General features: G+C 31.6%; 12 protein-coding genes. 9 read left to right on the top strand and 3 right to left on the bottom strand.

All coding sequences use genetic code 11. The features are described from left to right. Positions 1-3: 3 nt before the first annotated feature. Positions 4-840 carry a DUF4919 domain-containing protein gene (locus tag IUY40_RS16835; RefSeq protein WP_195738028.1) on the bottom strand — a complete coding sequence of 279 codons (837 nt, stop codon included), beginning with the start codon at positions 838-840 and terminating at the stop codon, positions 4-6. Positions 841-887: 47 nt separating this feature from the next. Further along, on the bottom strand, positions 888-1,730 hold the full coding sequence (folP, locus tag IUY40_RS16830; protein ID WP_195738027.1) for a dihydropteroate synthase: 843 nt from the start codon (positions 1,728-1,730) through the stop codon (positions 888-890). Positions 1,731-1,892: 162 nt separating this feature from the next. Between folP and IUY40_RS16825 the strand changes: the two genes are divergently transcribed. The 8 genes from IUY40_RS16825 (at position 1,893) to IUY40_RS16790 (ending at position 10,203) form a co-directional block, all read left to right on the top strand. Then, the gene (locus IUY40_RS16825; RefSeq protein WP_195738026.1) at positions 1,893-2,441 is read left to right on the top strand and encodes a DUF1599 domain-containing protein; all 549 of its coding nucleotides are present in this window, start codon (positions 1,893-1,895) and stop codon (positions 2,439-2,441) included. A gap of 45 nt (positions 2,442-2,486) precedes the next feature. Next, complete coding sequence (locus tag IUY40_RS16820; RefSeq protein WP_195738025.1) at positions 2,487-3,587, top strand: BT_3928 family protein; 1,101 nt, start codon at positions 2,487-2,489, stop codon at positions 3,585-3,587. 98 nt (positions 3,588-3,685) lie between these two features. Then, complete coding sequence (locus IUY40_RS16815) at positions 3,686-4,303, top strand: hypothetical protein (RefSeq protein WP_195738024.1); 618 nt, start codon at positions 3,686-3,688, stop codon at positions 4,301-4,303. A 336-nt stretch (positions 4,304-4,639) separates the two neighbouring features. Beyond that, the gene (locus tag IUY40_RS16810; protein WP_195738023.1) at positions 4,640-5,134 is read left to right on the top strand and encodes a TlpA disulfide reductase family protein; all 495 of its coding nucleotides are present in this window, start codon (positions 4,640-4,642) and stop codon (positions 5,132-5,134) included. A gap of 37 nt (positions 5,135-5,171) precedes the next feature. Then, positions 5,172-5,924, top strand: coding sequence for a triose-phosphate isomerase (gene tpiA, locus IUY40_RS16805; RefSeq protein ID WP_195738022.1), 753 nt, complete (start codon positions 5,172-5,174; stop codon positions 5,922-5,924). A 212-nt stretch (positions 5,925-6,136) separates the two neighbouring features. Further along, complete coding sequence (locus IUY40_RS16800) at positions 6,137-9,172, top strand: choice-of-anchor I family protein (protein WP_195738021.1); 3,036 nt, start codon at positions 6,137-6,139, stop codon at positions 9,170-9,172. Between the two features lie 218 nt (positions 9,173-9,390). Then, positions 9,391-9,807, top strand: a complete 417-nt coding sequence (locus IUY40_RS16795; protein ID WP_195738020.1) for an OsmC family protein — start codon at positions 9,391-9,393, stop codon at positions 9,805-9,807. A 222-nt stretch (positions 9,808-10,029) separates the two neighbouring features. Beyond that, positions 10,030-10,203: a hypothetical protein gene (locus IUY40_RS16790; RefSeq protein WP_195738019.1), complete on the top strand. Its 174-nt coding sequence runs from the start codon at positions 10,030-10,032 to the stop codon at positions 10,201-10,203. A gap of 267 nt (positions 10,204-10,470) precedes the next feature. Here the strand turns inward: IUY40_RS16790 and rpsA are convergent, their stop codons facing one another. Beyond that, complete coding sequence (rpsA, locus tag IUY40_RS16785) at positions 10,471-12,249, bottom strand: 30S ribosomal protein S1 (protein WP_195738018.1); 1,779 nt, start codon at positions 12,247-12,249, stop codon at positions 10,471-10,473. Between the two features lie 417 nt (positions 12,250-12,666). On the opposite strand from rpsA, the gene IUY40_RS16780 reads away from it, so the two are divergent. Then, positions 12,667-13,176 (top strand): hypothetical protein, encoded by a 510-nt coding sequence (locus IUY40_RS16780; RefSeq protein WP_195738017.1) that lies wholly within the window; start codon positions 12,667-12,669, stop codon positions 13,174-13,176. Positions 13,177-13,284 lie beyond the last annotated feature (108 nt).

Genomic DNA, 13,284 nt, shown 5'->3' with positions numbered 1-13,284 from the left:
ATATTATTCTTCAATTTTATAATCGTCTTTTTTTAATAATGGCAACCAGTGTGTCAAATTTGAAAAGCGCATTATATGAAAACAATCGTATCCCCCTAAAAGTTTTTTTTCTGACGTGAGAATCAACCTAACTTTTTTCGGGAAGCAACCAAATTTTGCTTCATAAATAGATAATCCTTCATAAAAATTATTCAAAATATATGGTTTATCGCGACTTCCGTCTCCATATTTAAATACTGAATTTATAATTTTAACCATCATTAAAAAATGAAGATTCGACAAATTATCGTTCCCAAGATGCTTATAAGCATAAGCAATTTCTTTGTGACCACTTATATTATTAGGGCTTTGATTAAGAATTTCTTTAATTACAGTGATTGCTTCATCATATTTTTTTTCCTCATTCAGTTTGTAGGCTTTATTGGCTAAACTATCTAAATAAGTTGGGTTTATTTTATTTGAATGTATTTTATATTTTGTTAAACTTATTATCTGTTCAGCTGACACAAGAGTGTCTAATTTAAACAACATTTTTTCAACATTTTTAAAATAATAAATAGAATTTACATTTGTTGATTCATCAATGGGTATAATGAATTCTGGAATAAGCGTTTTTTTTACTTCATCATAAGTATCTTGATGAACTTCTAAAATTTCATTTTCTTTGGCTTTACTTTTAGTTTTTCCTTTCTTGCTATCATTTGTAGAAGAATCTCCATATATCTTGTCCGATTTTTTTTCTTTTTTAGGTGTTGGGGGTAATGGTGGACTTTGTGCAAAACTTAAATTTACTAAAAAACATATGATACATACCAAGTAGTGTGTGTTTTTAACTTTCATAATTTAACAATAGAGTATAATTTTAAGATGTCATATATTTTGTTCCCTTAAAGTGTCTTAGCTTCACAAAAATTAATCTTACCAAACAAAGTAACACATTCCATTGCTTCTTTTACATCATGAACACGTAGAATTTTTGCTCCTTTTGTTAAGGAAATCGTATTCAAAACTGTTGTTCCGTTCAACGCTTCTTGCTGGTTTGTATTTAAATATTTGTAGATCATTGATTTTCTCGAAAATCCTGCCAAAACTGGTAATTCTAATAAATTAAACAATTCCATTTTTTGTAAAACTTCGTAATTTTGATCAAGCGTTTTAGAAAAACCAAAACCAGGATCTAGTATAATATCATTTATCCCTAAATTTCGGGCTTGTGCTACTTTTTCTGAAAAATAAAAAAGCATCTCTTTTACAATATCATCGTAATCAGTTAGGTTTTGCATAGTTTGTGGCGTACCTCGCATATGCATCAAGATATACGGAACATTATATTTGGCTATAACATCAAACATTTTATCGTCTAGGTTACCACCCGAAATATCATTGATAATTGCTGCTCCATTTTCGATACAAGCTTGCGCAACTTTACTTCTAAAAGTATCTATAGAAAGTAATGCATCGGGGAAAAGTTGTAAAATCAACTTTACAACCGGAACAATTCGGCTTAATTCCTCTTCTTCAGAAACAAATTCGGCGCTTGGTTTACTCGAATAGGCTCCAAGATCTATAAACGTTGCTCCATCAGCAAGCATTTTTTCTACCTGAGTTATTATAGCTTCGTTGCTATCGTATTTCCCACCATCAAAAAAAGAATTTGGCGTTACATTTAAAATTCCCATCACCTTAGGAACTGACAAATCAATAAGTTGCCCTTTGCAGTTAATTGTCATTTTATATTTTATTTAACATTTTCTTTCATTTCAGATTTAAAGTTTGGGGGTAAGAATCAAGATTAACTATTTCAACAACTTAGCACTTTAAACCTGAAACTTTAAACTCTTTCAAAAATTTATCCTTATTTTTGAAAAAATTTAGACAAATATACATCAATAATGAAGAATACTTCTCAAGAATATGATAATGTAATTGCGATTTGTCGTTCGCTTTTTATCAATAAAATGAAAGACTATGGTAGTGCGTGGCGCATATTAAGATTACCTTCATTAACTGACCAGATTTTTATAAAAGCGCAACGAATTAGAAGTTTACAGGAAAATGATGTTCGAAAAGTTGATGAAGATGAAAAAGGAGAATTTATAGGAATCATCAATTATTCAGTAATGGCATTAATTCAATTAGAACTAGGAGTTGTTGATCAGCCAGATTTAGACGTAGAAAAAGCAACTGAATTGTACGATGCTAAAGTAAAACTTACCAAAGAATTAATGCTTGCCAAAAATCATGATTATGGAGAAGCTTGGCGTGATATGCGCGTAAGTTCTTTAACGGATATCATACTTCAAAAATTACTTCGTGTTAAACAAATCGAAGATAATAAAGGGAAAACTTTAGTCTCTGAAGGTATCGATGCTAATTATCAGGACATGATTAACTACGCTATTTTTGCACTGATATTAAACCCTTTGGAAATAAAAAAATAATTTCTGTTTTCTAAATTTTAAAAAAAATTAAACATAAAACGTAACATGAAAAATATAATTACACAATTTTCAAGATTATTTGTTGGAGTATTATTCATTATCTCTGGATTAATAAAACTTAATGACCCTGTTGGATTCTCATATAAATTAGCCGAATATTTTAGCGAACCTGTCTTCAATATTCCTTTTTTAGAACCATTAGCACTAGGTTTGGCCTTATTTTTAGTAATTCTGGAAATAGTTTTAGGTGTAATGTTGCTTATTGGTTACAAATCTAAAATTACAATTTGGAGCTTATTGATCCTAATTATACTTTTTACTTTCCTTACTTTTTATTCTGCATACTTTGATGTAGTAAAAGATTGTGGATGTTTTGGTGATGCTTTGCATTTAACACCTTGGCAATCATTCTCAAAAGATATAGTTTTACTATTTTTCATATTGATCTTATTCATTAATAAAGAATTGATTAAACCTTTATTTAGCAACAGCATTCAAAATGTTATTACTTATGTAAGTATCATTTTGTGTGTATTTATGGGAGTTTGGGTCTTGAATCATTTACCAATAAAAGATTTCCGTCCTTATAAAATAGGTTCAAACATTGAGAAAGGAATGGAAATTCCAGAGGGAGCACCACAATCTGTAGTTGAAATGATTTTTATTTACAATGTAAATGGTGTAAACAAAGAATATACTGAGAAAGATTTAATGGCTATCCCAGAAGGAGCAACTTTTGTTGACCGAAAAGACAAAGTAATTACTGAAGGTTACGTACCTCCTATTCATGATTTTACTATGGAAAAAGACGGTGAAGACCATAAAGACCAATTCCTAAAGGAACCAAAACTTATGATTTTTGTTACTTATGATTTAACTCTTTCTGATCCATCTGGAATGGAAAAATTAGAAAAATTAAATGAAGAAGCAAAAGCAAAAGGATACAAAGTAATTGCTATGACTGCTTCAGGACAAGATGAAATTGCCGCTGCAAAAAAACAATACAAACTAAATGTTGATTTTTACTTTTGCGATGCAATAACTCTTAAAACAATCGAAAGAGCAAATCCTAGTATTGTTATTTTAAATGAAGGAACTGTTATTCAAAAAGTACATTACAACGATATTAAAGATCTGAAACTATAAAAGACACAAATTTCAAAAAATACAATTGCGTCAATAAGTCTAAATTAAGGCTTATTGACGTTTTTTTATTTATGTTTGGTAGTTTTATTAAAAATAATATGGACTTAGAAAAGATAAAAATATTAAGAAATAAAATCTCTATTCCTTTAAACATTGCTATTGAACTTTTAAGAAAGCATGACAATAATATTCTTGCTTGTGAGAAAGAATTTTACAATAACAGCGTAAAGGAAATTAGTAAAATAACAGAGTACAAAGAAGAACTAGTAAGAGAAACCTATATTTTTTGTAACTACGATAAAGCTAAAACTATTGATAAAATCAACTCAAGACAACTTATTATTACTACCCTAAAAAATAAAAATCCAAAAAATGAAATTGGTTTTATTTTATGGCCAGAAAATAAAAATGGAGAAAACTATAAAGCAGTTAAAAGAAATGATGTTTTTATCCCAACAGCGGACTTTGATACTATTATAGAAAACTTCAAATCAGTTTTTCCATTACAAAATCCTTGGAATAAAACTATAGAAGAAAGTTTTGATACTTGTGGGCATAATTATTTTGATAATAAAACTTGCATAAAGATCGTAGAGAAAATTAGTCAAACAAAGACCGACGATCCAAATCTCAACTCATTTTTACAAGAAGTAATACAATGGTTTAATGACAAATTAAAATATGCTGATTATATTATAGTTTATGGAAATTTATAGACTCCTAATAAATCAATTATACTAAAGATAAACACCTATTTTAACAAATACTCACCGCTAAATTTATTCCCCCTTTTTTAAATACAAACCTGACGTTTTTTTTCTTTTATGACACAATTAAAAACTCAAATAACCCCCTCTTTTTAGGTTTATTTTACTTCATATTTTTTTGTTTTATTCAAGAAATTGGTTTTAGCACTCAACTATTACGATTTCATTTTGCTTTTTGTAACCAAAAACTTCTCAATTAGTGACAAAATAAAGACGTCTTCAAATTTTGTTAATCTCTATTTCTGTTTCGATTTGTTTGTTTAACTTTGGTAAAAATAAACATCTATGAAACAAATAGTTCTATTGCTTATTGCTTTTGCTACGTTTTCTTGTACAAATGCACAAAAAACTGATTTTTCTAAAGAAGCGCTATCAGAAAAATTATTATCGACAGATGATAGTCAAGTTGCTTTCAAAGACATATTAAAAAAATACAAAGGAAAAACTTTAGTAATAGAAGTTTGGGCTTCATGGTGTGGCGATTGTATAAAAGCAATGCCAAAAGTAAAAGAATTACAGGCTAATAATCCTGATGTAGCTTACTTATTCCTTTCAGCAGATAAAACTGCAGATAAATGGAAAGCTGGAATTGAAAAACACGAAATAAAAGGGGATCATTTTATGATGATTGATGGCATGAAAGGTGTTTTTGGAAAAGCAATAGATTTAGATTGGATTCCTAGATACATTATTGTGGATAAAAAAGGTAAAATTGTTTTATATCGTGCAATCGAAAAGGATTTTGATAAAATCAATCAAACTTTACAAAGCTTAAAATAATAATACAAAATTTCAAAAAAAAATAAAACAAACCAAGATGAGAAAAAAAATTGTTGCAGGAAACTGGAAAATGCATAAAAACGCAGAACAAACTGAAGATTTATTAAACGAGTTAATTGCTAAATTACCAACTGTAAGTGAAGCTCAAGTAATTGTTGCACCTACTTTTGTAAACTTAGCATCTGCAGTTGCACATTTAGAGTTTACAACTATTGAAGTTGCTGCGCAAAATGTACACCAAGCAGAAAGTGGAGCCTTTACAGGTGAAGTTTCTGCAGATATGCTAAAAAGCGTTGGTGTAAACTATGTAATTCTTGGACACTCTGAACGTAGAGCTATTTTTAAAGAAACTGATGCACTTATTGCAAATAAAGTTGATGCTTCATTAAAACACGAACTAACAGTTATTTTCTGTTTTGGAGAAGAATTAAAAGATCGTCAAACAGGAAATCATTTTAATGTTGTTGAAAATCAATTAACAGATGGTTTATTCCAAATAGAGAAAGAATCTTGGGCTAATGTTATCCTTGCTTACGAGCCTGTTTGGGCTATCGGAACAGGAGAAACTGCTTCGCCAGAACAAGCACAAGAAATGCATGAATTTATTAGAGAAACTGTTCGTAAGGCTTTTGGAAAAGAAATTGCAGAAGAAGTTTCTATTTTATACGGAGGAAGTGTAAAACCAGAAAATGCAAAAGAAATTTTCTCTAAACCAGATGTAGATGGTGGTCTTATTGGTGGAGCTGCATTAAAAGCAGATGATTTTGTTGCTATTGTAACAGCACTCTAATATTTTCCTTTATAGCATATTAAATGGTTTGAAAGTGTAAAACTTTCAAACCATTTTTTTATTTAATCCGTTTATAATTACCTGAATAACAATATAAAATAATAACCTTTAGCAAACGTTTGAAGCTATGATTTAATCATTCCTTGTTTTTATATTAATCATATTATAACAGTTTTAAGTGATGTTTGTAGTCTATTTCTAATCTACAAACTATGAAAAAACTTTACACAAAAAGGTTACTTTACTTTTTCTTACTCCTAACCTCTTCTTACTCTTGGAGTCAAACATTAATTAATTACTGGTCTTTTAATAATCCTGCATCTGTAGCAACTATGACAACTCCAAATGTTGCTCTAATTTCTGGAACTACTATAACAGCCATTGCAGGTGGAACTAGTTTTATAGAATTTAATGGCGGAACTGGACAAAATTTTGACCTTTTAAATCTAAACTCTCGCAATAATGAAGCTTCGGGCACTCACTTGCGCTTTAGCAATCCTATAGGTGGTGCGCTTCTATTTGCGTTACCAACCACTGGCTATAAAGATATAATCGTGAAATTTGCTACACGTCGTTCTGCACAAGGAGCTGGAACTCAAAATTGGTTTTATACTCTTGACGGAAATACATATACCTCGTTTATTCCCGTTACTCCAAATAATGGAGATCCGGGTTTAGCAACTTTAGATTTTACAGCAATTACAGGTGCAAACAATAATCCGAATTTTAAATTAAAGGTTGAATTTGTTCAAGGTTCTGGTGGAACTGGAGGAAACAATCGATTTGATAATTTTACAACCGAAGGAACTCCTAATGGTGGTGGTGATGCAAACGCTCCCGTTGCTACTATTTTGCCTGCAAATGCAAGTACAGCTATTAGTACAGTCGTAAACCCTACTATTACTTTAAACGAAAGTATCCGTTTAATCAATGATAATAGTATAAACAACACTAATGTAGCTGCTTTATTAGAATTACGTTTAAATAATGCAACTGGTACTTTAGTCCCTTTTAACGCGACAATAAATGATAAGGTTATTACAGTTGTGCCATCACAAGCATTAGTAAATAATCAAACCTATTATCTGGCATTATTACCAAATACTATCGAAGATTTAAGTAACAATGCAATTACTACAATACAATCATCAACATTTACAACAGCTAGTCCAACCGTTTCATTTGCATCAAACTTTGTTACTGTAAATGAAAATGCAGGTAACTTAAATTTTGTAATAAACATAGGAAGTCCAATAACAGGTTCTGTAGATTTAGTTGTAAAAGGGACGCCTTTTAGCACCGCTGATGCAAATGATTTTACTTTAAGCACACAAACCTTGCATTTCACCAATTCAAGTGCTTTAACGCAAACTATAACAATTCCTATTATCGATGATAATCTGGAAGAACAACAAGCTGAATATTTTGTACTGAGTTTAGAGAATCCGGTTGGTTTTACGATTACAGGAACTCCAACAGCAACAATTTATATTAAAGACAATGATCGTTTAGCTCCTGTTCCTAATAAAGAAATAGAGCTAAATTACATCGGTAGTTTTGATCCATCCGGAAGCAATACTAGTACGTGCGAGATTGTTGTTTATGATAAAGATTCTCAACGCTTGTTCACCACAAGTGCCGTTGCAGGATTTCTGGACGTAATAAACTTTAGTGACCCTACAGCTCCTAAAGTAATAAAATCTATAGATATGAATGTATATGGTGGCGTAACAAGTGTTGCTGTAAAAAACGGAATCGTAGCTGTTGCTTCTCCAAATACAAATGAGGCGCTTAATGGTTCTGTAGTGTTTTTTGATACCGACGGTGTATTTCAAAAACAAGTAACCGTAGGTGCTTTACCTGATATGATTACATTTTCGCCAGATGAAAAAAAGGTTATGACTGCTAATGAAGGACAACCGAATCTTGATTACACTATTGATCCTGAAGGTTCAGTAAGTATAATTGATATTTCTGGTGGAATTACAGCTTTAAATCAGTCGAATGTTACCACATTACTATTTACAGCTTATAATGCTCAGGAAGCAGCTTTAATCGCGTCTGGAGTTCGAAAACTAAAACTAACCAGTACATTATCTCAGGATTTAGAACCAGAATATGTTACTATAAATTCAGACTCTAAAAAGGCATGGGTGACTTTACAAGAAAATAATGCTATTGCAGAGATTGATTTAACCAATAATACCATAACTACTATTTGGGCATTGGGAACAAAAGATATCAGCATTCCTGGAAACGGATTTGATGTATCCGATAATAACGGCGAAGTATTAATTGCCAATTGGCCTATGAAAGCTTTTTATCTTCCTGATGGCGTTGCGAATTATACTATTGGAGGAAATACCTACTTGGTTACCGCAAACGAAGGTGACGAAAAAGAATATACTGGTTTTGTAGAAAGAACAACTGTAGGCGCAACCAATCTTGACGCAACAATTTTTCCTAATGCAGCCGTTTTAAAACAAACTTATAATTTGGGACGTTTTAGAACAACAAATCTAAATGGAAATTTAGATGGTGATGCCGATTTTGAAGAGATTAATTGCCTTGGAGCACGATCTTTTTCTATTTTTAATGCAACTACCAAACAAATCGTTTTTGATAGCGGAGACGACTTCGAAATGTATACTGCAGCAAATTTACCATTACTTTTTAATGCTGATCACGAAAGCAATACTGCAAAAACTAGAAGCCGTGCCAAAGGTCCAGAACCAGAAGGTATAACAACTGCAAAAATCGGAAGTGAAACTTTTGCTTTCATATCATTAGAACGTGTTGGTGGCGTTATGGCTTATAATGTTACTGATCCAAATAATGTAAAATTTGTAGATTATAAAAATAGCCGTAGCACATCGGCATACGCAGGAGATCACGGACCTGAAGGCATCACCTATATTGCTCCCGAAAATAGCCCTACAGGAAAAGGCTATATTCTTGTTGCCAATGAAATTAGCGGTACAATTACCATCTTTGAAGTTGATGCTAAAAGTTTATCTACCCCTGATTTTGTTTCAGACAACACTCCTACTTTTGCATTATTTCCAAATCCGTCCCAAAAAGGAATTGTGTATTTTAACAGAACTGCCGATGTTCAGGTATTTGATATTAATGGCAAAAATGTTTTAACTACCAAAAATGCACAAACCATCAATACATCTCAACTTGAAACAGGGATTTATTTTGTAAAAACCTCTGAAGGAATTGTAAAAAAAATGATTGTTAAATAGGTAAAGCGTACAGTTGTACTCCCCAATACAACGAAATAAAAAGAGTGATAATTAATTTTATCACTCTTTTTGTTTACATAAAAGTAAAATTAACATTTAATGCTTCCGCAAAATTTGATTATATTTGAGAATACAATTATTTGAAATTCAGAATAATATATAAAAACCCATTAATTTAGTTGTTACAATTATTATTAAACCCATTAAAATTTTAAAAGATGAAATTTACTAGAAAAGCACATGCCAACTGGAAAGGTACCGGAATGGAAGGAAAAGGAACTATTAGTACTCAGAGTACCACACTAGATAATGCGCAACTATCATTCAAGACACGTTTTGAAAATGGTGTAGGCACCAATCCTGAAGAACTGATCGCAGCAGCTCATTCTGGCTGTTTTACGATGCAGCTAAGCTTCTTACTATCAGAAGCTGGATACACTCCAGAAGATTTACACACAGAGGCCACAGTTACGTTTGAAGACGGCACGATAACTCAGATTAATTTGGATTTAAAAGGAAAAGTTCCAAACATCACCGAAGAAGAGTTTTCTAAAATAGCTTTGAAAGCCAAAGAAATTTGCCCGATATCTAAGTTGCTGAAAACGAATATTACTTTAACGGTGAATTTACTTTAGGTTAAACGATTTTATAAGATAGAGGTTGCAAAAAAGTACACGGATTAAACCGATTAAAAAATATTAATTCTTTTAATCTTTACCTGTAGAAAAAAGCATCTTAATAAAATAAAGTCTCACAGCAATGTGGGACTTTATTTTACTCCGATAACGCGATTAAAAGAATTAAATTATGGAAAATACGGAATTTGTCAAGAGCTTTTTAATAGAAATAAAACCATTATGGAATATTCAACAGCACTTGGAAAGCCGAAAATTGGCCTGATTATAATTATAAAATCAAATTATAAAAATTTAATTGATATTCTGGACGAAATGACAATTGCTAAAATTGAAACTTATACAATTGTAAATGATTTTACGCCTGAAGAATCAAAATTATTGGCTTCTAGATAAAGATACTGAGATACAAAGACTCAAAGTCTCTGTTTGAGTAAAAAACTATTAAGCTATAAAGTCAACACATCCAATTTTATTCCCTTAACTAAAGAAGCGGTTCTGCGAGCAATTCTACAACCGAATACATTTTATGGAAAACATATTGTGATGATTCTTCGGTAAACTTGAACTGAAAAACATAAAACAGACAAAAACAAAAATATAAAGCATAAAAAAAAGTCCCACATTGCTGTGGGACTTTCTATATTTAGATAAACTTAAGAATTATTTTTTCTCAGTTTTTTCCATTTTAGCTTTCAATGCAGCTAATACATCATTACTATCTCCTAAAGTTGCAGCTGATGCATTTGTAGATGAGTTAGATGAAGCATTTTCAGTAGCTGTTTTCACATTTTTCTCTTCTTCTTCACGGAAGATAGCAGTGTGAGACGCAACAACTCTTTTGAATTCTTTGTTAAATTCGATTACTTTGAAATCAGCAGATTCTCCTTTTTTCAATTTCTTTCCGTCTTCTTTTTCAAGGTGACGTGTAGGAATGAAAGCAACGATATCATCACCGAATTCTACAGTAGCTCCTTTGTCAACGATTTCAGAAATTTCACCATTGTGGATAGTTCCTACAGCGAAAGAATCTTCGTATTGATCCCAAGGATTAGCAGTAGTTTGTTTGTGACCTAAAGATAATTTACGTCCTTCAACATCTAATTCTAATACTACTACATCAAGTTTCTCACCAACATTTACAAATTCAGATGGGTGTTTGATTTTCTTAGTCCAAGATAAGTCAGAGATGTAGATTAATCCATCAATTCCTTCTTCTAATTCTACGAAAATACCAAAGTTTGTAAAGTTTCTAACGATACCTGTATGTTTAGAACCTACTGGGTATTTAGAAGTAATGTCAGTCCATGGATCTTGAGTCAATTGTTTGATACCTAATGACATTTTACGGTCATCTCTATCTAAAGTTAAGATAACAGCCTCAACAACATCTCCAACTTTTACGAAATCTTGAGCAGAACGTAAATGAGTTGACCATGACATTTCAGAAACGTGGATTAAACCTTCAACACCTTCAGCAACTTCGATAAATGCACCGTAATCAGCGATTACAACTACTTTACCTTTTACTTTATCTCCAATAGTTAAATTAGCATCTAAAGCATCCCATGGGTGAGCGTTTAATTGTTTCAATCCTAATTGAATTCTTGTTTTCTCATCATCGAAATCAAGGATTACAACGTTTAATTTTTGGTCTAATTCAAGAACTTCACTTGGGTGGTTGATTCTACTCCAAGAAAGGTCAGTAATGTGAATTAATCCATCAACACCACCTAAGTCAATAAAGACACCATAAGAAGTAATGTTTTTAACAACACCTTCTAATACTTGTCCTTTTTGTAATTGACCGATGATTTCTTTTTTCTGTACTTCGATATCAGCTTCGATAAGCGCTTTATGAGATACAACAACGTTTTTGAATTCGTGGTTAATTTTTACCACTTTGAATTCCATCATTTTGTTTACATATACATCGTAATCTCTAATTGGCTTAACGTCAATTTGAGATCCTGGTAAGAATGCTTCAATTCCGAAAACGTCAACGATCATACCACCTTTAGTTCTGCATTTTACAAAACCATTAACGATTTCTCCTGTTTCGTTTGCAGCAATAACTCTATCCCATGATTTGATAGTACGTGCTTTTCTGTGAGATAATACTAATTGACCTGTTTTGTCCTCACGGATGTCGATTAATACTTCTACTTTATCACCTACTTTTAAGTTTGGGTTGTAACGGAATTCGTTTAAAGAAATAACACCTTCCGATTTTGCGTTGATATCAACGATAACGTCTCTATCTGTAATTCTAACAACTTCACCTTCTACTACTTCTTCTTGATCTGTAGCGATGAAAGTTTTTGATACTAAGTCTTCGAATTCCTGTAAGTTTTTTTTATCTACTGCATCGATACCTTCTTCGAAGTTATGCCAGTTGAAATTTGCTAAAAACTCTTCTTGTGATTTTAATTGTTCAGACATGCTGATAAAAATTTGTATTCTGTTTCTCTCGAGTTTCTTAAAGCGATAGAAAAAACAGAAGTTGTTTTACATAAATAGTTGATACCTAATGGAAACTCTTCTCTACCAAAAGGTTTGCAAAATTAACACATTTATTTGTACTAGCAAAATAAATCTAGATGATTATCAGCCAATTATTCAAGAGTAGCACTTTTAAAAATTTTCAAGACCAAAAGTCCCGCTATCCGCTTCGATCTTTTGTACTAAACCCCAGCACAAAAGGATTTTCACTTCTATCGGGGCTAGATTAGAGGTTTAGTAGCTTTTAAGGTCTATAAATCTTAATTGGACTTCTATGCACAATTCACTATTTGTTAAAGTTTTTGAACTATCGAAAAGGATTAAAAAACATTTTTTCCTTATTTTTACTTTATGACTATGACTCTTGAAGAAATAAAACTAAAAATTGATACTTTCCATAAAAATGGACAAATTATCAATGCGATTTATTGGCTTTTAAAAAAGTACAACCTCAAGAATTCCAATCTTAAAGGATTTGAATTTAGAGAAAAAGCCGAGCCTAGTTTTATCCTAATGACTACCGAAGGTGATTTTGGAAAACCTCAAATCATCAGGATTCCAGAAAACACTTTCGAATTTCCGCTAGAATTAATGCTTATTCTTATTGCTCATGAGATGGTTCATGTCAACCAAAAGACCATAAAACCATATATTTTAGACAAAAACGAACGAGAATGGCAGGCTTATTACGAAATGAACTTTAATGTTTTATTTCCGAATCTTCCCGAAATATCCAACTTTCACAAAAAGTTCTTCGCCAACAAAGGCTTGGAATATTACGACAGAATGGGCGAAGGATCTGAGCTTCAACAAAAATACGCTGAACAGAAAAAGCAGGTAGAAAAGCTGATTGCAACGTTGAAATAAACCGTAATAACCTCTCTTTAAACGTAACATAATAATAAACCTAACAAATTCAAAACAACTGATGGGTATTTAGAGTAATCACTTTTCTCAATGTTCCGAAACAAAACT

The sequence above is a fragment of the Flavobacterium sp. ALJ2 genome (genome assembly GCF_015594725.1).
Classification (GTDB): domain Bacteria; phylum Bacteroidota; class Bacteroidia; order Flavobacteriales; family Flavobacteriaceae; genus Flavobacterium.
This window is presented reverse-complemented; position numbering and strand designations above follow the sequence as displayed.

What these genes read in the sequence shown, in the direction of transcription:
- folP (WP_195738027.1), bottom strand. Translation starts at nt 1,730, where the DNA reads ATGACAATTAACTGCAAAGGGCAACTTATTGATTTGTCAGTTCCTAAG.
- rpsA (WP_195738018.1), bottom strand. Translation starts at nt 12,249, where the DNA reads ATGTCTGAACAATTAAAATCACAAGAAGAGTTTTTAGCAAATTTCAAC.
- IUY40_RS16820 (WP_195738025.1), top strand. Translation starts at nt 2,487, where the DNA reads ATGAAAAATATAATTACACAATTTTCAAGATTATTTGTTGGAGTATTA.
- IUY40_RS16815 (WP_195738024.1), top strand. Translation starts at nt 3,686, where the DNA reads ATGGACTTAGAAAAGATAAAAATATTAAGAAATAAAATCTCTATTCCT.
- IUY40_RS16825 (WP_195738026.1), top strand. Translation starts at nt 1,893, where the DNA reads ATGAAGAATACTTCTCAAGAATATGATAATGTAATTGCGATTTGTCGT.
- IUY40_RS16800 (WP_195738021.1), top strand. Translation starts at nt 6,137, where the DNA reads ATGAAAAAACTTTACACAAAAAGGTTACTTTACTTTTTCTTACTCCTA.
- IUY40_RS16780 (WP_195738017.1), top strand. Translation starts at nt 12,667, where the DNA reads ATGACTCTTGAAGAAATAAAACTAAAAATTGATACTTTCCATAAAAAT.
- IUY40_RS16810 (WP_195738023.1), top strand. Translation starts at nt 4,640, where the DNA reads ATGAAACAAATAGTTCTATTGCTTATTGCTTTTGCTACGTTTTCTTGT.
- IUY40_RS16835 (WP_195738028.1), bottom strand. Translation starts at nt 840, where the DNA reads ATGAAAGTTAAAAACACACACTACTTGGTATGTATCATATGTTTTTTA.
- IUY40_RS16795 (WP_195738020.1), top strand. Translation starts at nt 9,391, where the DNA reads ATGAAATTTACTAGAAAAGCACATGCCAACTGGAAAGGTACCGGAATG.
- IUY40_RS16790 (WP_195738019.1), top strand. Translation starts at nt 10,030, where the DNA reads ATGGAATATTCAACAGCACTTGGAAAGCCGAAAATTGGCCTGATTATA.
- tpiA (WP_195738022.1), top strand. Translation starts at nt 5,172, where the DNA reads ATGAGAAAAAAAATTGTTGCAGGAAACTGGAAAATGCATAAAAACGCA.